Raw genomic sequence first — 20,081 nt, 5'->3', positions numbered from 1 at the left:
AAACTCGCTCTTCGGGTAGGGTGGGCCCGTGACGTCGCTGATCCCGGATCTCGCCCCCGTCGCTTGGGCGCTGCTGGCCCTCGCGGCGGTGCTCGTCGGCGTCTCGAAGACCGCGCTGCCCGGCATCAACACGCTCTCCATCGCCGTGTTCGCCGCGATCCTGCCCGCAAAGGCCTCCACCGGAGCGCTCCTGCTGCTGCTCATCGTCGGCGACGTCTTCGCCCTGCTCAGCTATCGGCGGCACGCCGACTGGGCGACGCTCGTCAGGCTCATCCCCGCCGTGGTCGCCGGCGTCGTGGCCGGCGCCCTCTTCCTCGCCTTCGCCGACGACGGGTGGGTGCGGCGAGTCATCGGCGTGATCCTGCTGCTGATCATCGCGTTCACGCTGTGGCAGCGGCGGCGCACCGTCTCGGCCGGGGGTCCGGGATCGGGCCGCGCGGCCCGCATCGGCTACGGCTCGCTCGGCGGTTTCACCACCATGGTGGCGAACGCCGGCGGCCCAGTGATGTCGATGTACTTCATCGCCGCCCGCTTCCCCGTGAAGGCGTTCCTCGGCACCGCGGCGTGGTTCTTCGCGGTGATCAACCTCGCGAAGGTGCCCGTCTCGGTGGGCCTCGGGCTCATCACCCCGAGCACGCTGCTGCTCGACCTGGTGCTCGTGCCCGGCGTATTCGCAGGGGCCTTCGTGGGGCGCTGGATCGCCCTGCGCATCGAGCAGCGCACCTTCGAGTGGGCCGTCGTGGCCTGCACGGTCCTCGGCGCGGTCTACCTGCTGGTGGGCTGAGGCGGCGCGTCGGGTTCGCCGTCGCGGCGGCGGCCGGATCGCGGCGGGATCAGGCCGCGGCGATCAGCTCCCTGATCTTCGCGAGCTGGAACCGCGAGATCTCGTCGGCGCGCTCGTCCTCGGCGAAGACGTTCGAGACGATGAGCGCGTCCTCGCGGTCGAGGTAGCCCGTCTGCTTCAGCACGCCGAAGAGCTCGGCCCAGTCCACGTCGCCGTCGCCGATCGCCAGGTGCTGATGCACGCGCACGGCGTTGCCGGGCGGGTTGGTGATGTATCGCAGCCCGTTCGACCGATTGTGGTCGAAGGTGTCGGCCGTGTACACCGCTCCCAGGCGGTCGCCGATCTCGGGCAGCAGCGTGGTCGCGCGGTCGCCCATGTGGAAGGTGTGCGATCCCACGTAGACGAAGCCGACACGATCGGTGTTGAGGCCCCGGATGATGCGCCACGCCTCGAGCCCGTCCTCGACGAAGTCGTCGGGGTGCGGGTCGAAGTTGAGCGTGACGCCCTCGCGCTCGAGCACCGGGATCAGCGCGTCCATCGCGCGGTAGAAGCAGTTCTCCGACTCCTCCTCGCGCTCGGGCCGGCCCGAGAACTCGGTGTTCACGATCGGCGCCTCGAGCTCGGCCGCGATCTCGATGTACCGGGTCGTGTTGCGGATCGCGGCCTGCAGCTGGTGCTCCTCCGGACCGCCGAAGCGCTGCACCGGCAGCACGGAGGTGAAGGTCACCCCGGCGTCGCGCGCGCGCTTCTTCAGCTTCGCGATCATGCCGCTGTCGACCTTCGGGTGGTGGAAGTGCCGCCCGAAATCGGGGCTCGGGGTGAGCTGCAGGTACTCGTAGCCGAGCCGCGCGACCAGGTCGGGGAAGTCGAGCAGGTGCACCGAGTCGTTGTAGGGCGTGGGATCGAGGGCGATACGGACCATGGGGGCTCCTTTGCTGTGCTGTCATCCTGCGTGAAGTCGCAGGATCTCGGTGCTGGATTCTGCGCACTGCGCGCAGAATGACGGGCGGATCCGCCGGGTGCGGTCAGGCGTAGAAGGCGGGGCGCTCGGGCGCCTCGACGGGCACGATGCCGCCGCCGTGCAGCGCCTTGACGCCGGCCTCGCAGGAGAGGGCGACGAGGTAGCCGTCCCACGCGTTGGGGCCGTCGATGAGGTCGCCGCGACGCACCGCGTCGACCCACCGCTGAATCTGTGCGTCGTAGGCGGCGGCGAAGCGCGTCACGAAGCTCTCGTGATCCTTCACGCGGAAGTACCCCGCGTCCCAGCGCTGCAGGCCCGAGGGCTGGCCGATGCGGGCGATGCCCCGCTCGAACACCGCCTCAGTGGCGACCTGGTAGCCGAACTGCACGCTCACGTTCATCTCGACGTCGACGAGCACGCCGTTCTCGAGCTCCATGATCACGAGGATCGGCTCGCTCAGCCGCTCGGGGGCGAGGGAGTTGCGGCGCGGGTGCTTCACCTCGACGCTCACGACGCGGGATCCCGCGAGCCACGGCACCACGTCGAACTCGTGCACCACCGAGTCGGTGATGAGCATGTCGTTCGTGTAGCTCTCGGGCACCGACGGGTTGCGGTGCAGGGCGCGCACCATGAGCAGTTCGCCGCTCTCGCCCGAGACGACGAGCTTGCGCAGCGCCTGGTACTCGGCGTCGAAGCGGCGCATGAAGCCCACCTGGATGTGCGGCCGGCCCATCTGCTGCTCGAGCTCGAGGATCTCGAGCGAGGAGGCCGAGTCCTGGGTGAGCGGCTTCTCGCACAGGATCGGCAGCCGCGCGTCGAGCGCGGGCTTCAGCACGGGGGCGTGGAACTGCCCCGGCGTGGCGATGAGCACGGCGTCCATCGCGTCGGCGGCGATCGCGTCCTCGATGTTCGCGAACGCGGCGGATCCCGGCGCGTACTGCGCGGCCGCCCCGGCGCGGCCGCCGTCGGGTTCGACGATCGCGGAGACGCGGGCGCCCGCGATGCGGTGGGTGATGCGCCCCACGTGGTCGGCGCCCATCATGCCGGCGCCGACCACGGCGATGCGGAGGTCTTCGGTCATTGGTGTGTCCTCAACTTCTTTTGTCGTCCTGCGCAAACGGAGTGCGTCGCAAGATCTCGTCGTGTGGGCCTGGATCCTGCGACTCGCTTCGCTCGCGCAGGATGACGGGGGTGGGCTGCTTCCTCAGGATGACGGGGGTGGGCTGCTTCCGCAGGATGACGGGTGGGGCGTTCGCGCGGGACACGGACGGGGCGTTCGCGCGGGCGGGGCGCTACGTCCGCGCCAGGTGCGTGCAGCCGAAGATGTGCTCGCGGGTGCGCCGGGCGATGGGGAACGGCCGGTCGACGTCGCAGCCGTACATGTCCTGCTCGACGATCGCGAAGATGTCGGGATCGATCCTGGCGACGGCCTCGATGATCGGGGCGAGATCCGGAATGCCGTGCGGCGGCTCGATCATGATGCCCTCGGCGACCGCCTCGGCGAACGGCACGTCGTTCTTCAGCACGTCGAAGAGCAGCGTGGGATCGACCTGCTTGAGGTGCAGGTAGCCGATGCGCTCGGGGCGCTCCTCGATGAGCTTCACGTTGTCGCCGCCGTAGTAGGCGAAGTGGCCGGTGTCGAGGCAGAGGTTGGTGTAGCGCGGGTCGGTCTCGTCGAGGAAGCGCAGCACCTCACGGGTGGTGCCGATGTGGCTGTCGGCGTGGGAGTGGAACTGCTGCCGCATGCCGAACTCCTCGAGCAGCGCCTTGCCCAGGCGGTCGTGGCCCGCGCCGAGCTTCCGCCACTGCTCATCCGAGAGCGTGCGCGGCTCGAGCACCTCGCTCGTCGCGTCGCTGCGCCACAGGTCCGGGATCACGACGAGATGCTGCGCCCCCAGCTGCGAGGCGAGGCCGGCGACGGCGAGCGCCTGATCCCACGCCCGCTGCCACTGCTCCTCGCCCTTGTGGAAGCCCGTGAAGACGGTGCCGGCCGAGAGCTTCAGCCCGCGCGTGCCGAGCTCGTCCTCGAGCTGATGCGGATCGGTCGGCAGGTAGCCGTACGGGCCGAGCTCGATCCACTCGTACCCGGAGGCCACCACCTCGTCGAGGAAGCGCTCCCAGGGCACCTGCTTCGGGTCGTCGGCGAACCAGACGCCCCACGAATCGGGGGCCGTGCCGATGCGCAGGCCCGGGTTGTCGACTGCTTCGTTGCTCATCTGCTCACGCGCTTTCTCGTGACGTCTCGGTACCGCAACAGTCTACCCTCGAAACCTGACTTTGATAGGACAATAAGCCAAATTCGCCGCAGCTGAGGGCCGGCAGAAGATATGGGATCTGCAGAAGACATGCGATTCTGCCCGGGATCGGCCATATCTTCTGCAGATCCCACACGAACGGCGGCAGCAGCCGGTCGACAAGAACCAGACCAGCAACAGCTGGGCCAGCAACAGCTCACCCGGCACAGCAGCCAGGCCGGCAGCGACTACCCCAGCAGCGGCTTCTGCGCGGCGACCTGCCGCTCGTACTCCGCGCGGGCGCGCTGCGTCGACTCGAGCGTCGACACCTGCGGCACGGGGACGTCCCACCAGCCCGCGCCGTCGGGCGCGTAGATCAGCGGGTCGCTGTTGATGTGGATGAAGGTGGCGCGATCCGACGCCTTCGCCTGCGCGATCGCGGCCTGCAGATCCGTGATCGCGGAGGCCCCGGGATCCACCTCGATGACGTCCATTCCGTAGCTGCGCGCGTTCATCGCGAGGTCGACGGGCAGGATCTCGTCGCCCTGGAAGTTCTTCGCCTCCGAGTCGTAGGAGCGGTACCAGGTGCCGAAGCGCTCCGATCCGACGGTCTCGGAGAGGTGGCCGATCGAGGCGTAGCCGTGGTTCTGAATGAGGATCACGATGAGCTTGATGCCCTCGGCGACCGCCGTGACGAGCTCGGTGTTGAGCATCAGGTACGAGCCGTCGCCCACCATCACGATCACGTCGCGGTCGTCGCCCGCGGCCAGCAGTCCGCGCTTCGCGCCGAGCCCGCCGGCGATCTCGTAGCCCATGCACGAGTACGCGTACTCGACGTGGTAGCCGAGCGGGTCGCGCACGCGCCACAGCTTGTGGAGGTCGCCGGGCAGCGATCCCGCAGCCTGCACGATGACGTCCTCGGGTGCCGACGCCCGCTGCACCGCCCCGATGATCTCGGGCTGGCCCGGCAGCGCGAGGCCGGAGGGGGCGAAGGCCTCGTCCACGGCGGCGTCCCACTCCGCCTTCTCGCGCGCGATGCGCTCGGCATAGGAGGGGTCGACACGCAGATCCCCGGCCGCCCCGTTTCCGTGGGCACTGCCGTCAACGGCACCGATCAGCTCGAGGAGCGTCTCGCGGGCGTCGGCGATCACGGGAATCTGCGTGCCGTGCTTGTAGGCGTCGAACGACGCCACGTTGATGTTCACGAACCGCGCGTCCGGGTTCTGGAACGCCGTGCGCGAGGCCGTGGTGAAGTCGCTGTACCGGGTGCCGATGCCGATGATGAGGTCGGCCTCGGCGGCGAGCCGGTTGGCCGCGAGCGTGCCGGTCGCGCCGACGCCGCCCAGGTACTGCGGGTGGTCCCAATCGAGCACACCGCCGCCGGCCTGCGAGGAGCCGACCGGGATGCCCGTCGCCTCGACGAACTCGCGCAGCTGCTGCTCGGCATCGGAGTACAGCACCCCGCCACCGGCCACGATGAACGGGCGCTTCGCCGCGCGGATCGCCTCGATCGCGAGGGCGAGCACGTCGCGCTCGGGCAGGGGCCGGCGGATGCGCCACTCGCGGGGCTGCAGGAACTCGAGCGGCACGTCCATGGCCTCCGCCTGCACGTCCTCCGGCAGCGCGATGGTGACCGCTCCCGTCTCGGCGGGGTCGGTGAGCACGCGCATCGCGGCGAGCGCGATCGAGAACAGCTGCTCCGGGCGCTGCACCCGGTCGAAGAACTTCGAGACCGGGCGGAACGCGTCGTTGACGGTGAGGCCGATGTCGTGCGGCTGCTCCAGCTGCTGCAGCACCGGATCGGCGACGCGCGTGGCGAAGGTGTCGCTCGGCAGCAGCAGAGCCGGCAGACGGTTGGTGGTGGCCAGCGCCGCGCCCGTGAGCAGGTTCGTGGCGCCGGGGCCCACCGACGCCGCGGAGGCGTACGTGCCGCGGCGCCGATGCATGCGGGCGTAGCCGACGGCCTGGTGCACCATGGCCTGCTCGTTGCGGGCCTGGTAGTAGGGCATCAGATCGGGGTTCAGGGCGTTGCACTGCTTCAGCGCCTGACCCACACCGGCGACGTTGCCGTGGCCGAAGATGCCGAACATGCCCGGAATGGTGCGCTCGCGGATCTCGCTGCCGTCGGCGGCGCGGTCGACGGTCCACTGGTTCGCCAGGAACTCGACGAGCGCCTGGCTGACGGTCATGCGGCGGGTGGTCATCGGTGTCTCCTTGCGGGGTGGTCTCTCGTCATCCTGCGCGAAGTCGCAGGGTCTCGGTTCTCTCGTCATCCTGCGCGAGCTCGCGAGTCGCAGGATCTCTCTTCGCTCGCGCAGAACGACGGGTCTAGCGATCCGGTTCGAAGGGGAGCCGGGGATCGAGCTGCTGCCCCTCCCAGGTGTCGCGCACCCAGCCGTGGGCCGGGTCATCGCTGATGAGCCAGCTGCGATCGGGATCGGGTCCGGCCATCACGTTGAGGTAGTACATGTCGTAGCCCGGAGCCGCGACCGCGGGCCCGTGGTAGCCGTAGGGCACGAGCGCGACGTCTCCGGTCTTCACCTGCGAGTCGATCTCGAGGTGCCCGGCCGGCGAGGAGTACGAGCTGAACATGCCGAAGGCGCGTTCGGGATCGACGCCCGCGGGTGCCTCCTTCGTCGGGGCCAGCTCGAAGTAGTAGATCTCCTCGAGCTGCGACTCGTGGCCGGGGATGTGCTCGTCGTGCTTGTGCGGCGGGTACGACGACCAGTTCTCGGCCGGCGTGATCACCTCCACCACGATGAAGCGTGCGGCGTCGAGCACCTCCTTGCGGCCGAAGTTGTGCACCTGGCGGCTCGAGGCGCCTGCGCCGCGCAGCTCGACGGGGATCTCGTCCACCGGCAGGTAGCGGGTGGGGCGGACCGTATCGGTGGGCGAGGTCGCGACCAGGAAGCGGCTCTCGCCCTCGGAGCGGGCGGTGACCGTGCCGGTCGCCGCCGACGAGAGGTAGAGCATGTCGGTGCGGCCGTCGAAGACGGAGGCGCGGCCCGCCAGCTCGGTGACAGTCTCGGCGCTCTCGCCACCGGCCGCGTTCTCGGTGTGCGTCACTGCGAAGGAGCCGGAGAGGGGGACGATCAATCGTTCGACGCCGGTGCCGTCGAGCTCGAGCGAGGCGCCCGGTTCGAGTCTGCCCACTCGAATGCCGGTGTGCTCCCAGCCCGGGATGCGCTCGTCGACCACGGTCTCCCAGCCGCCCTCGGCGAGTTCGCCGCGGCGGTGGAACCAGCGTTCGGCCTGCTGCGTCATGTTCGTCTCCCCTCTCAGGAGTGTCGTCGGTCGAGCGGAGCGCAACGAGTCGCAGTATCCAGGATCTCGCGGTGAGATCCTGCGACTCGTTCCTCGCGCAGGATGACGGGAACTCTTCCCATCACCTGGTGACGGGTAGTGCTAGTCGTTCTGCGGGAAGCCGAGGTTGATGCCGCCGTGCGCGGCGGGATCGAGCCAGCGGCTGGTGATCGCCTTCTCGCGAGTGAAGAAGTCGAAGCCGTGCACGCCGTAGGCCTTCGCGTCGCCGAAGAGCGACGCCTTCCAGCCCCCGAAGGAGTGGTAGGCCACAGGCACGGGGATCGGCACGTTGATGCCGATCATGCCGACCTGGATCTCGTGCTGGAAGCGGCGAGCCGCACCGCCGTCGTTCGTGAAGATCGCGGTGCCGTTGCCGAAGGCGCCCGAATTGATCAGGCTCACGCCCTCCTCGAAGGTCTTGACGCGCACGATCTCGAGCACCGGGCCGAAGATCTCCTCGGTGTAGGCGCGCGAGGTGGTGGGGACGTTGTCGATGAGCGTGGGGCCGACGAAGAAGCCGCCCTCGTGACCGTCGACCGCGAAGTCGCGGCCGTCGACGACGATCGTCGCGCCGTCCTGCTCGGCGATGTCGATGTAGCCCGTGACCTTGTCGCGATGCACATCGGTGATGAGCGGCCCCATGTCGGGCTCGGGCGTCGAGGCGCCGTTGCCGATGTTGAGCTTCGCGATGCGCTCCGTGATCTTCTCGATCAGCTCGTCGGCCACCGGCTCCACGGCCAGCACCACCGAGATCGCCATGCAGCGCTCGCCCGCGGCGCCGTATCCGGCGTTGATCGCCTGGTCGGCCACGAGGTCGAGGTCGGCGTCGGGCAGCACCAGCATATGGTTCTTCGCGCCGCCGAGCGCCTGCACGCGCTTGCCGTGCTTCGCGGCGGTCTCGTAGATGTACTGCGCGATGGGCGTCGAGCCGACGAACGAGATCGAGGCCACGTCGGGCGAGGTGAGCAGGCCGTCGACCGCGAGCTTGTCGCCGTTGAGCACGGTGAACACGCCGTCGGGAAGGCCTGCCTCCTTCCACAGCTCGGCGAGCCACAGCGACGCCGAGGGATCCTTCTCGCTCGGCTTCACGATGACCGCGTTGCCCGCCGCGATGGCGATGGGGAAGAACCACATCGGCACCATCGCGGGGAAGTTGAAGGGCGAGATGATGCCGGCGACGCCGATGGGCTGCTTGATCGAGTACACGTCGATGCCGGTCGAGGCGTTCTCGGAGAAGGCGCCCTTAATGAGGTGCGGGAAGCCGGTCGCGAGCTCCACGACTTCCTGGCCGCGCAGGATCTCGCCCATCGCGTCGGAGAGTACCTTGCCGTGCTCGGCGGTGATGATCGCGGCCAGCTCGCCCTTGCGGGCGTTCAGCAGCTCGCGGAACGTGAAGATGATGGTCTGGCGCTTCGCCATGGAGAACTCGCTCCACAGCTCGAAGCCGCGGTGCGCCGACGCGATGGCCTCGGCGATCTCGGCCTCATCGGCCAGCGCGACGTGCGCCCGCACCTCGCCGGTCGCGGGGTTGTAGACGGGCGCGGTGCGGCCGCTCGCCGACTCGCGGCGGGCGCCGTCGATCCAGTGCGGGATCACGGGGGTTTCGGTGGTCATGATTGCTCCTTCTTCGTCATCCTGCGGCCGCGAAGCGGATCGCAGGATCCAGGTCGAGTGGGGTGAGATCCTGCGACACGCACGCTTGCGCAGGATGACGGCGGATTGCGGAATCCCTACAGGTCAGTGTGCACGAGGCGGGCGGCGGTGTCGACGGCTGCGGCGACGTCGCCGTCGTGGGGATAGAGCAGGGTGCGCCCCACGGTGAGACCGCGCACGCCGGGCAGCGCGAGCGCCTCGGCCCAGGACGCGAAGGTCTCGTCGGGATCGCCGCCGTTGTCGCCGCCGAGCAGCAGGGTCGGCATGGTGGTCGCCGCCATCACGCGCTCCATCTCCGGCACGACCGGCAGCTTCATCCAGGTGTAGGCGCTCGAGTTGCCGAGGCCGGAGGCGATGGCGGTCGAGAGGATCACGGCGTCGGCCGAGAGGTCGTTGACGACCCTGCCGTCGACCCGGTTGCTCATGAAGGGCTCGAGCATGATGGGCAGGCCGGCCGCGGCCGCGGCGTTCACGGCCCGGGCGGTGGCCTCGAGCGTGGCGGCGGTGCCCGCGTCGTTCAGGTCGACGCGGATGAGGGTCTTCGCGAAGTCGATCCCCTGCCGTACCATCGCCTCGACGTCATAGGCGGTGTACCGGTCGTCCATCTCGAAGGAGGCGCCGCGCAGCCCGCCGCGGTTCATGGAGCCCACCACGATCTTGTCATCGAGCAGACCGAGCGCGGCGAGGTCGTCGATGATATCGGGGGTGCCCAGCACGCCGTCCACTCCCGGACGGGAGACGGCGAGCGCCATGCGTTCGAGCAGCTCGTAGCGGTCGGCCATCGCGGTGGGATCCGCGCCGACCGCGACGGCGCCGCGCGCCGGATGGTCGGCCGCCACGATGAAGAGGCGCCCGTCGCCGCGGATCACCTCGCGGCGCTTGCGCTCCGCGAGCGCGCGGCCGATGCCCGCGGGATCGGCGGCACGCAGCTCGCGCAGACGCTCGAAGTCCAACGCCATCTCAGGCTCCCTTCGTCAGTACGGCTTCGACCTCGGTGGCGTCGGGCATGGCCGTGGAGCACTCGAGTCGAGTGGCCACGATCGCGCCGGCGACGTTGGCGAAGCGGAGGACGCGCTCGAGGCCCCAGCCCTCGAGCAGGCCGTGGCAGAGCGCCCCGCCGAAGGCGTCGCCCGAGCCCAGGCCGTTGACGACATCGACGAGGTGCGGCGGCACCTCGACCCGCTCCTCGCGGGTCTTGGCCAGCACACCCTTGGGGCCCTGCTTCACGATGGCCAGCTCGACGCCGCGCTCGAGCAGCGCGTCGGCCGCGCGATCGGGCTCGGTCTCGCCCACGGCGACCTCGCACTCCTCCTTGTTGCCGACGGCGACGGTCGTGTTCTCGATCGCACGCGCCACCTGGGCCGTGGCCTCTGCGGGATCCGCCCAGAACATCGGGCGGTAGTCGAGGTCGAAGACCGTGTGCTGCCGGCGACCGCGGGCCTCGAGCGCCGCATGGTGCGCGGCTCGGCTCGGCTCCTCGCTGAGACCGGTGAGCGTGAACCAGAAGATGCGGGCGTCGCGCACGGCATCGAGGTCGAGGTCGGCGCTCCCGATCTGCAGGTCGGGCGCCTTCGGCTTGCGGTAGAAGTAGAGCGGGAAGTCGTCGGGCGGGAAGATCTCGCAGAAGGTGACGGGGGTCGGGTACTCCGGATCGACTCGCACCTCGCGCGGATCGACGCCGAGACGGCTGAGCTCGCGCAGCAGGTAGCGGCCGAAGGGATCGTCGCCGACGCGGGACACGAGCGCGGCCGAGTGCCCGTACTTCGCGGCGGCCACCGAGACGTTGGCTGCGCTGCCGCCGAGGTACTTGCCGAAGCTCTCGACGTCTTCGAGAGGGCCCTGCTGGAGCGGGTAGACATCGACTCCCAGCCGGCCCATCACCAGCACGTCATCAGGACGCCGTTGTTCCGACATTCGCTACCCGCCTTCCGAGGTGACGCGCAGCGCGGAGTGCGCCGGCGCATTTGTCCTAACAATAGCACGAAGTGTGCGCCCCGCACGCGGATTTCGCGGCGCCGCGCCGTCGACCCGTCACGCGCGAAGCCCGCAGGAGGTAAGGTTGTCATCACAAAGCGTGGCCGGGTCCGCCGATCAACGCCGCTCGATGTTCCAGGGAGGGACCATGAGCACTGCCCCCGTGTGGCCGGACGAGCTCTTCACCGACCTCGATCGCTCCGGCCCGGTACCCCTGTACTTCCAGATCTCCAGCCGCCTCGAGCGCGCGATCCGCGAGGGTGTGATCCCGGCGGGCGCCCGCCTCGAGAACGAGATATCCATCGGCGAGCGCCTCGGGCTCTCCCGCCCGACGGTGCGGCGGGCGATCCAGGAGCTCGTCAACAAGGGCCTGCTCGTGCGGCGACGCGGCATCGGCACGCAGGTGGTGCAGGCGCGCGTGAGCCGGCCGGTCGAGCTCACGAGTCTCCACGAGGATCTCACGCGCGTGGGGCATACGCCGTCGACGCGCGTGCTCTCGCTCGAGCGCATCCCCGCCGATGAGGAGACCGCGCAGCGACTGCACGTGGCCCCCGGCGCCGAGGTCACCCGGCTGCGACGGTTGCGCAGCGCCGACGGCACCCCGATGGCGATCTTGGAGAACCTGCTTCCGCCGGAATTCTCAGACCTCACGATCGAGCAGCTCGAGCGGCAGGGCCTCTACGAGATCCTGCGCGCACGAGGGATCACCATCAAGATCGCCAACCAGGTGATCGGCGCGCGACGCACCCACGGCGAAGAGCACGAGCTGCTCGAGATCGCCAAGGGCAGCCCGCTACTCACGATGGATCGCGTGGCGTTCGACCACGGCGGGCGCGTCATCGAGGCGGGCCACCACTGCTACCGGCCCGACCTCTACTCCTTCGAGACCACGCTCGTCTCCCGCTGAGAGCGCCGAGCGCGCCGAGGAGGGCGGGCGCGGCGAGGAGGGCGGGCGCGGCGAGGAGGGCGGGCGCGGCGAGGAGGGCGGGCGCGATCTGATCGGCGCAACGCCCCGCGCACCGCACCCACCCCTGAACTTGTCGAAGGTCCGGCACCCGCACCCGCACCTTCGTTGGCGCGTCAGGAGTTGCTCCCTCGCGCGAGGTTTGGTGACAACAACTGGCGCGCGAGCTCGCGCGGACGGGCCGGGTCCAGCGCCGACGGGCCGGGTCCAGCGCCGACGGTCCGGGTCCATTGCCGACGCGCGGGTCTATTGCCGACGCGCGGGATCTACCGCGCGAGCAGTTCCCGATAGACCTCGAGCAGCCGCTCGGCCGATGCGTCCCAGCTGCGGCGCAGCGCGTGCTCCCGCGCGGTGGCACCCATCCGCTCGCGCAGCTCGGCGTCATCGAGCAGCCGCTCGATGGTCTCGGCCCACACCCGCGGATCGTCGCCGGCACCGGGCTCGACCGGGATGAGGATGCCCGTCTCACCGTCGATCACCGCCTCGCGCAGACCTCCGGCATCACGCGCGATCACCGGCACCCCAGACGCGGCCGCCTCAAGCGCGACGAGACCGAAGGTCTCAGAGTGCGACGGCACGAGCATGATCCCTGCGCGGCGGATGCGCTCGGCGAGGTCGCGCCGACGCAGCGCGCCGTCGAACGCGGTAGTGCAGAGCATGCCGTGCTGGGCCACGGCCTCGTGCAGCGCGCGCACGTAGTCGTCGCCGTCGGGCGGCGGTGCGCCCACGACACGCAGCATGGGTCGGCGATCCGGGTCGATCGCCGCCACCGCGTCGATGACCAGGTCGAAGCCCTTCAGCGGGTGCAGCCGGCCCACGACGATGACCTCCGGACGCCCACCGCTGCTCAGCCAATCGCGATCCTCGGCGCACTCCTGGGTGGCGCAGGGGTGGAAGAGCTCGGTATCGACGCCGAGGGGCACCACCCGCACTCGATCGTCGACTCCGTCCAGCCGCTCCATAACGGTGCGCCGCTCGGCCTCGCTCACGGCGATCACGAGGTCGACCTCGTGCGCGAGCCTGCGCTCGCCCGCCAGCCGCCCGGGGGACTCCGGGCGCTCACCCTCGCCGAGCGGCGATTCCGGCGGCGCCGCGATGGAGTGGTAGCTCTGCACGAGCGGGATCGCCGCGCTCTTCGCCGCGGGCAGCGCGGCGATACCCGAGAACCAGTGCTCGGCGTGCAGCAGGTCGACCGGGCTGCGCTGCAGCTCTGCATCGAGCAGGGCGCCGAACTGCTCCATGACCCCCTCGTGCTCGCCCTTCGCGAGCAGGCGGGCGGGTCCGGCGTCGAGGTGCACCACGGTCAGGCCCGGGCGCAGCTCCGAACGGTGCGGCAGCGCGGGATCGCTCCGCCGGGTGAAGATGGTGACGTCGTGGCCGGCGCGCGCCAGCGCGTCCGCCTGTGCACGCACCACCACGTTCATCCCGCCGGCGTCCTTCGTGCCGGGCACATCGAGCGGGGAGGTGTGCAGCATCACGAAACCGACGCGCAGCGGTGAGGATTGCATACGTCGAGCGTATCGGGAGTATGCCCGCTCGACGGCATCCTGCACTTCCCGGACGCGCGGCGCCTCGAGGTCGCGACCCGCCGCTGCCTCCGCACGCGATCAGGATGAACTCAGCGTTGCGAGATACCCCCCTGGGGTATACACTTCCGAGTGCCAGCATCTTCGCGGACCCAGCCGTCCGCCGATCCGGAAGGAGTGCACATGTCCACCACCGAATACCAGGTCACCGGAATGAGCTGCGGGCACTGCGAGGTCGCGATCCGCGCCGAGGTCGAGCAGATCCCCGGCGTCATCGGGATCGCCGTCAGTGCGAGCACCGGGCGCCTCTCGGTGAGCACCGCCGCTGAGGCCCCCGTCGACGATGCCGCCGTGCTCGCCGCCGTCGACGAGGCGGGATACGCGGCGGCCCGCGCCTGACCCGCGTTCCCCGCCGGGTCTCCGCACCGGCACAGACCGACCGCAGCGCAGCAGAAAGAGAACGCCCACCATGAACACCCCTGCCCGCCTCGGCATCTACGGCCTCGGCCTCGTCGTGCTGTTCGGCGCCGCGTTCGCCGTCGCCGGAGCGGTCGTGCCCTCCTCTGCCGTCGAAGCCCGCATCGCCGCGACCGCGGCCGGCGGGCACGACGACGTGCGCACCGCGCAGGCTGGCGGCTTCGACGTCGAGCTCACCGGCGACCTCGTCGTCGGCGGCAGCTCGACCCTCTCGCTCGAGGTGACCCGCGACGGCGAGCCCGTGACCGAGATGCAGCCCTACCCGGGCGCCTTCGGCCATCTCGTCGCCCTCCGCGAAGGCGACCTCGCCTACCTGCGCGTGCACCCGGAGGGCGACGAGCCCGAGGCCGGCGACATGTCGGGACCGACCGTCGACTTCGCGACCGAGGCGCCGACGGCGGGCCGCTACCTGCTCTCCTTCGACTTCCAGGTCGGCGACGAGGTGCACACCGCCGCCTTCGCACTCACGACCGCCGAGGGCGAGGCCCCCGAAGGCGCCGACCACGACGACTCGCACTGAGCCGCTCTCACCGAGCCCTCAGCATCACCCATCCGCTTCAGCGAAGGACACCGATCATGTCGACATCACAGACCGTGAGCGAACCCGCAGGCAGCGACGCAGCAGAGCGCAGCTACGAGCTCGAGATCGGCGGAATGACCTGCGCCTCGTGCGCGATGCGCATCGAGAAGAAGCTGAACCGCATCGACGGCGTCGAGGCCACGGTCAACTACGCGACCGAGAAGGCGAAGGTGCGCGCGCCGCTCGACTTCGATCCCGGCCTGCTCATCGCCGAGGTCGAGAAGACCGGGTACACCGCGGCTCTGCCCAAGCCCCCCGTGCAGCCGGGTGCGGGATCCGGGTCCGACGGGGACGACGAAGAAGCCCCCGACCACGAGCTCGTCGCGCTGCGCCAGCGCCTCATCGGCTCGATCGTGCTGTCGGTGCCAGTGATCCTCATGGCGATGATCCCGGCGCTGCAGTTCGACTACTGGCAGTGGGCATCGCTCGCGCTCGCCTCCCCCGTCATCGTGTGGGCGGCGTGGCCGTTCCACCGCGCGGCGTGGATGAACCTCAAGCACGGCGCCGCGACGATGGACACGCTCGTATCCGTGGGCACCGGCGCGGCCTTCCTCTGGTCGCTCTACGCGCTGTTCTTCGGCACCGCGGGCGTCACCGGCATGACCCACCCGTTCGAGCTGTCCGTGAGCCCCACCGACGGCGCGGGCAACATCTACCTCGAGGTCGCCGCCGGCGTGACCATGTTCATCCTCGCAGGGCGCTACTTCGAGAAGCGCTCGAAGCGTCAGGCCGGCGCCGCCCTGCGCGCCCTGCTCGAGCTGGGCGCCAAGGACGTGGCCGTGATGCGCGACGGCGCCGAGGTGCGCATCCCCGTCGAGCAGCTCTCGGTGGGCGACGAGTTCATCGTGCGTCCGGGCGAGAAGATCGCCACCGACGGCGTGATCGTCTCGGGTCTCGCGGCCATCGACGCCTCCATGCTCACGGGCGAGTCCGTGCCCGTGGAGGCCGGTCCCGGCGACGCCGTCACGGGCGCGACCGTCAACGCGAGCGGCCGCATCGTCGTGCGCGCCACCCGCGTGGGCGGCGACACCCAGCTCGCGCAGATGGCGAAGCTGGTCGAGGACGCGCAGTCGGGCAAGGCCGAGGTGCAGCGCCTCGCCGACCGGGTGTCGGGCGTCTTCGTGCCGATCGCCATCGACATCGCGGTGCTGGCGCTGGGCGCCTGGCTCGGCGCGGGCTTCCCCGCCGCCTCCGCATTCACCGCCGCGGTGGCGGTGCTCATCATCGCCTGCCCCTGCGCGCTCGGGCTCGCGACGCCGACCGCGCTGCTCGTGGGCACCGGCCGCGGCGCGCAGCTCGGGATCCTGATCAAGGGGCCCGAGATTCTCGAATCGACCCGCCGCGTCGACACGATCGTGCTCGACAAGACCGGCACCGTCACCACGGGCAAGATGACCCTGATCGACGCGATCCCGGCACAGGGCACCGAGCGCTCCGATCTGCTGCGTCTCGCCGGCGCGCTCGAGGACGCCTCGGAGCACCCGATCGCCCAGGCGATCGCGAAGGGCGCCTCGGAGGAGCTCGACATCGACCTGCCCGACGTGGAGGACTTCCGCAACACGGAGGGCAAGGGCGTCTCGGGAGTCGTCGACGGGCACGCCGTGCTGGTGGGCCGCCGCTCACTGCTCGAGGAGTGGTCGATCGAGCTCGACCCCGCGATCGCGGCCGCGCAGGCGGAGGCCGAGGGGCACGGCCGCACCGCGGTGCTCGTGGCGTGGGACGGGCGGATCCGCGGCGTGCTCGTGGTCGCCGACCGGGTCAAGCCCACGAGCGCCGAGGCGATCGGCCAGTTCCGCGAGCTCGGACTCACCCCGATCCTGCTCACCGGCGACAACGACACCGTGGCCCGGCAGATCGCCGCCGAGGTCGGCATCGAGCAGGTCATCGCCGAGGTGCTGCCCGGCGACAAGGCCGACGTGATCTCGAAGTTGCAGGGCGAGGGCCGGGTGGTCGCCATGGCCGGCGACGGCGTGAACGACGCCGCCGCGCTCGCGCAGGCCGACCTGGGCCTCGCGATGGGCACGGGCACCGACGCCGCCATCGAGGCCTCCGACATCACCCTGGTGCGCGGCGACCTCCGCAGCGCCGCCGACGCGATCCGGCTCTCGCGCCGCACGCTCGGCACCATCAAGGGCAACCTGTTCTGGGCCTTCGCCTACAACGTCTCGGCGATCCCGCTCGCGGCGCTCGGCCTGCTCAACCCCATGCTCGCCGGTGCGGCGATGGCGTTCTCGAGCGTCTTCGTCGTCGGCAACAGCCTCCGACTCAGGCGGTTCAGCGGCTCGGTCGCTCCGGACGCGCGGAAGGATTGATATGGTCGGCCGCATGAGCGAGGAGCCCGGGCCGGCCGAATCCTGCGACGCCGAATTCAGTGCGGGGCACCCCGAGCGACCGGGCGCCGGTTCCGGCGCAGGCGCCCGGGCAGCCGGGCACGGGCACTCGCACGACCACGGCCTGCAGGGGGCCGGCACCGCGACCGGCAAGCACCGCACGCGCCTGATCCTCGTGCTCTCGATCACCCTCCTCGTGTTCGTGGTGCAGGTGATCGGCGCGCTCATCTCGAACTCGCTGTCGCTGCTCGCCGATGCCGGGCACATGCTCACCGACGCGACCGGGGTGGCCATCGCGCTCATCGCGAGCCTCATCGCCGGGCTCCCCGCCACCTCGAAGCGCACGTACGGCTATCTGCGCGTGGAGGTGCTCGCCGCGCTGGTCAACGGCATCGTGCTCGGGGTCATCGCCGTCGTGATCCTCGTGCAGGCGATCTCACGGTTCGGCACCGAGGTCGAGGTGCACTCGGGGCCCATGCTCATCGCGGCCGTCATCGGCGCCGCGGCCAACCTCGTCTCGCTGCTCATCCTGCGGGCGGGCCAGAAGGAGAGCCTCAACGTGCGCGGCGCATACCTCGAGGTGCTCGGCGATCTGCTCGGCTCCGGCGCAGTCATCCTCGCGGGAGTCATCATCCTGTTCACCGGATGGAACGCGGTGGATCAGATCGCCTCGATCCTCATAGCCCTGCTCATCTTCCCCCGCGCCGTCAGTCTGCTGCGCGACGTGGTCGACGTACTGCTCGAGGCCTCGCCCAAGCACGTCGACGTCGATGCGGCGCAGCGCCACATGCTCGCCGTGCCCGGTGTCATCGAGGTGCACGATGTGCACGCCTGGACCATCACGTCGGGCGTTCCCGCGTTCTCCGCGCACGTCACTGTGACCGACGCTGTGTGGAGCGAACACGACTACCACGCGATCCTCGACGAGCTGCGCGCCTGCCTGCACGAGCACTTCGACACGGAGCACGTCACCCTGCAGATCGAGCCGGAGGGGCACACCACCGGCGAGGGAGGCGCGCACCCGGCGGCGTGAGGCGCGGAGGTGCGCGCGACGCCGAATCCGAGCCCCGCCCGCCGAAGCGGGCGTCGGGGCCGCACCGCATATCCCTCCTGGCTCCGATCCACCGCTTTGACATAATGGACACCATCAAAGAAGTTCCGATGCTCCAAGAAAGAGAGTCGACATGACTGGTACCGTGCGGAATGCGGTCGCCGAGGCCCTTGCGACATTCCTGTTCGTCTTCGCCATCGTCGCAGCGATCAACAACGCCGGCGATTTCGCGCCCCTCGCCATCGGCTTCGCCCTGATGGTGCTGATCTACGCGACCGGGCACCTCTCCGGCGCACACCTCAACCCGGCCGTCTCGCTCGGCGCATGGATGCGCGGTGCCCTGAGCGCCGGCGACTTCGTCGCCTACGTCATCGCCCAGCTCGTCGGCGGCGCACTCGGCGCACTCGTCGCGGGCCTCATCTTCGCGGCGCCCGACGCGGCGGTGGCGATCGAAGCCGGCCCGTCCTTCCTCGTCGAGGCGCTCTTCACCTTCATCCTCGTCTACGTCGTGCTCAACGTCGCGACGTCGAAGGACACCGAGGGCAACTCGTTCTACGGACTCGCGATCGGATCGGTCGTCGTTGTCGGGGCGTTCACGGTCGGCCCGATCTCGGGCGGCGGCTTCAATCCGGCGGTGGCGCTCGGCCTGGCCGTGCACGGCGACTTCGCCTGGTCGAACCTCTGGCTCTACTTCCTCGCCCCGCTCGTCGGCGGCGCGCTTGCGGCGCTCGCCTTCCGCGCGCTCAACACGCACGACAAGCTCAAGGCCGGCGCAGCGGGGGCCTGACCCCTCGTTTCGCAGCGCGCGAGAGCGGCCCGCTCCGGTTCGCCGGGGCGGGCCTTTCCCGTGTCAGCCCTCCGCGAAGAGCGCACGAACGCGAGGCACCACGCGCGCGTAGCGCTCGCGCACGTCGAGATAGGCGTCGACGAGCGCGGGATCCGGCTCCACCTTCTCCCCCGGGCGCACCATCGCGGCGACCGCCCGGTCCCAGTCGGCGTGCATTCCAACGGCGACGGCGGCCGCGATCGCCGCCCCGACCCCGGCCGCATCCGTGAACTCGGGACGACGTACGGGCACGCCGAACACGGCGGCGAGCACCGAGAGCATCAGCTCGGAAGCGGCGCCGCCGCCCGTCACCACGACCCCCTCGAGCCGGCGCTCCAGCTCCTCGGCCATCCGCTCGCAGTTGTCGGCCATCGTGATGGCGAGCGCCTCGAGGATCGCGCGATACACGTGGAAACGACCCTGGGTACCGTTGAAGCCGACGATCGCTCCTCGGCGATGCGGCTCGTCGTCGGGTGCGAGCCAATCGAGCGAAACCACCAGTCCATCGGCGCCCGGCGGCACCGATTCCGCGCCGCGTCCGAGCTCGTCCTCCGTCATCCCCGACACCAGATCGCGGAACCAGCTCACCGTCCACATGCCGCGACGCACCCCGGCGCTCTCGAGGAGGTAGTGCTCTGGATCGGCCCCGAAGTTGACCCAGTACGCGTGCTCCGGCGACGTCTGCTGCCTCGTGCCCGTCATCATCACCGAGACGTAGGTGCCGAGCGACAGCAGCGCCTCGCGGTCCGACCTCAAGCCGGCGCCCAGCGCCTCCACGGCCTTGTCGTTGGAGGTCGCGATCACCGGCAGCCCCTGCGGCAGCCCCGTCTCGGCGGCCGCAGCGGAGGTCACCCCGCCGAGCACGGCACCCGGCTCCACCAGTTCGAAGAGCTGCTCGCGGCGCATACCCGTGCGCACGTACGCACCGGGATCCTCGCTCCAGTCCCAGCGCTCGGGATCAATCGGCCATACGCCCTGATAGTTGCCCGCCGTGTCACGGAAGCGGCCGGTGAGGCGGTGCGCGATGTACCCCGAGGAGGTCGTGACGTAGCGCGCCTCGGGAGCCTCGGCCTCGTAGGCCCGCGACACCCGCTCGTCCATCCAGCTCATCACGGGCTGGGCGAGACTGCCGTCGGCGCGCAGCACGGCGCGGCAGAACCGGATCGTGCAGAGGCCGAGCGCCCGGATCTCGGAGGCATCGCCGTCGAATCGGGCGAGCGCCTCGCGGATGGCGGCGACGATCGAGGTCCAGAGGTCGTCGTCCGGGTGCTCCCAACGGCCGGGCGCCGGAGAGTCGTACGGCCGCAGCGCCACGCGGGCGCTCGCGTGCACGGCCCCCTCGGCGTCGAAGATCGAGACCTTCGTGCTCTGCGAGCCGTTGTCGACCGCGATCACATACGCCGCCATCCGCGCCCCGC

At 70.3% G+C, this 20,081-nt stretch carries 17 protein-coding genes; 7 read left to right on the top strand and 10 right to left on the bottom strand.

Annotation, left to right across the window (positions count from 1 at the left end; genetic code table 11):
* Positions 1 to 28: 28 nt before the first annotated feature.
* Complete coding sequence (locus tag EVS81_RS09230; protein WP_130110131.1) at positions 29 to 784, top strand: sulfite exporter TauE/SafE family protein; 756 nt, start codon at positions 29 to 31, stop codon at positions 782 to 784.
* 49 nt (positions 785 to 833) lie between these two features.
* Here the strand turns inward: EVS81_RS09230 and EVS81_RS09225 are convergent, their stop codons facing one another.
* From EVS81_RS09225 to iolC, 8 genes are all read right to left on the bottom strand, one after another.
* Positions 834 to 1,706 carry a sugar phosphate isomerase/epimerase family protein gene (locus EVS81_RS09225; protein ID WP_130110130.1) on the bottom strand — a complete coding sequence of 291 codons (873 nt, stop codon included), beginning with the start codon at positions 1,704 to 1,706 and terminating at the stop codon, positions 834 to 836.
* 103 nt (positions 1,707 to 1,809) lie between these two features.
* Positions 1,810 to 2,826, bottom strand: a complete 1,017-nt coding sequence (locus tag EVS81_RS09220) for a Gfo/Idh/MocA family protein (protein WP_130110129.1) — start codon at positions 2,824 to 2,826, stop codon at positions 1,810 to 1,812.
* Positions 2,827 to 3,037: 211 nt separating this feature from the next.
* Positions 3,038 to 3,961 (bottom strand): sugar phosphate isomerase/epimerase family protein, encoded by a 924-nt coding sequence (locus EVS81_RS09215; protein ID WP_130110128.1) that lies wholly within the window; start codon positions 3,959 to 3,961, stop codon positions 3,038 to 3,040.
* A 266-nt stretch (positions 3,962 to 4,227) separates the two neighbouring features.
* Positions 4,228 to 6,183 carry a 3D-(3,5/4)-trihydroxycyclohexane-1,2-dione acylhydrolase (decyclizing) gene (gene iolD / locus EVS81_RS09210; protein WP_130110127.1) on the bottom strand — a complete coding sequence of 652 codons (1,956 nt, stop codon included), beginning with the start codon at positions 6,181 to 6,183 and terminating at the stop codon, positions 4,228 to 4,230.
* Between the two features lie 124 nt (positions 6,184 to 6,307).
* Positions 6,308 to 7,243, bottom strand: coding sequence for a 5-deoxy-glucuronate isomerase (iolB, locus tag EVS81_RS09205; protein WP_130110126.1), 936 nt, complete (start codon positions 7,241 to 7,243; stop codon positions 6,308 to 6,310).
* 141 nt (positions 7,244 to 7,384) lie between these two features.
* On the bottom strand, positions 7,385 to 8,896 hold the full coding sequence (locus EVS81_RS09200; protein WP_130110125.1) for a CoA-acylating methylmalonate-semialdehyde dehydrogenase: 1,512 nt from the start codon (positions 8,894 to 8,896) through the stop codon (positions 7,385 to 7,387).
* A 116-nt stretch (positions 8,897 to 9,012) separates the two neighbouring features.
* Positions 9,013 to 9,894 (bottom strand): class I fructose-bisphosphate aldolase, encoded by an 882-nt coding sequence (locus EVS81_RS09195; RefSeq protein WP_165384230.1) that lies wholly within the window; start codon positions 9,892 to 9,894, stop codon positions 9,013 to 9,015.
* Position 9,895: 1 nt separating this feature from the next.
* Positions 9,896 to 10,849: a 5-dehydro-2-deoxygluconokinase gene (gene iolC / locus EVS81_RS09190; protein ID WP_130110124.1), complete on the bottom strand. Its 954-nt coding sequence runs from the start codon at positions 10,847 to 10,849 to the stop codon at positions 9,896 to 9,898.
* Between the two features lie 208 nt (positions 10,850 to 11,057).
* Here iolC and EVS81_RS09185 point away from each other — a divergent pair, with 208 nt between their 5' ends.
* On the top strand, positions 11,058 to 11,816 hold the full coding sequence (locus EVS81_RS09185; protein WP_130110123.1) for a GntR family transcriptional regulator: 759 nt from the start codon (positions 11,058 to 11,060) through the stop codon (positions 11,814 to 11,816).
* A gap of 323 nt (positions 11,817 to 12,139) precedes the next feature.
* Here EVS81_RS09185 and EVS81_RS09175 read toward each other — a convergent pair whose 3' ends face one another.
* Positions 12,140 to 13,381 carry a glycosyltransferase gene (locus EVS81_RS09175; protein WP_130110122.1) on the bottom strand — a complete coding sequence of 414 codons (1,242 nt, stop codon included), beginning with the start codon at positions 13,379 to 13,381 and terminating at the stop codon, positions 12,140 to 12,142.
* A 201-nt stretch (positions 13,382 to 13,582) separates the two neighbouring features.
* On the opposite strand from EVS81_RS09175, the gene EVS81_RS09170 reads away from it, so the two are divergent.
* From EVS81_RS09170 to EVS81_RS09150, 5 genes are all read left to right on the top strand, one after another.
* The gene (locus EVS81_RS09170) at positions 13,583 to 13,798 is read left to right on the top strand and encodes a heavy-metal-associated domain-containing protein (RefSeq protein ID WP_130110121.1); all 216 of its coding nucleotides are present in this window, start codon (positions 13,583 to 13,585) and stop codon (positions 13,796 to 13,798) included.
* Between the two features lie 70 nt (positions 13,799 to 13,868).
* Positions 13,869 to 14,396 (top strand): hypothetical protein, encoded by a 528-nt coding sequence (locus EVS81_RS09165; protein WP_130110120.1) that lies wholly within the window; start codon positions 13,869 to 13,871, stop codon positions 14,394 to 14,396.
* 56 nt (positions 14,397 to 14,452) lie between these two features.
* Positions 14,453 to 16,768, top strand: coding sequence for a heavy metal translocating P-type ATPase (locus EVS81_RS09160; protein ID WP_130110119.1), 2,316 nt, complete (start codon positions 14,453 to 14,455; stop codon positions 16,766 to 16,768).
* A 13-nt stretch (positions 16,769 to 16,781) separates the two neighbouring features.
* Entirely contained in the window at positions 16,782 to 17,819 is a 1,038-nt protein-coding gene (locus tag EVS81_RS09155; protein WP_130110118.1) for a cation diffusion facilitator family transporter, read from the top strand.
* 151 nt (positions 17,820 to 17,970) lie between these two features.
* Positions 17,971 to 18,624, top strand: coding sequence for an MIP/aquaporin family protein (locus EVS81_RS09150; protein ID WP_130110117.1), 654 nt, complete (start codon positions 17,971 to 17,973; stop codon positions 18,622 to 18,624).
* A gap of 63 nt (positions 18,625 to 18,687) precedes the next feature.
* On the opposite strand, the gene EVS81_RS09145 is transcribed toward EVS81_RS09150, so the two are convergent.
* Positions 18,688 to 20,070: an FGGY-family carbohydrate kinase gene (locus tag EVS81_RS09145; RefSeq protein ID WP_130110116.1), complete on the bottom strand. Its 1,383-nt coding sequence runs from the start codon at positions 20,068 to 20,070 to the stop codon at positions 18,688 to 18,690.
* Positions 20,071 to 20,081 lie beyond the last annotated feature (11 nt).

It is taken from the genome of Leucobacter triazinivorans (genome assembly GCF_004208635.1).
Lineage (GTDB): Bacteria > Actinomycetota > Actinomycetes > Actinomycetales > Microbacteriaceae > Leucobacter > Leucobacter triazinivorans.
The sequence above is the reverse complement of the archived record's forward strand: the minus strand, read 5'-3'. Positions and strand labels throughout refer to the sequence as shown.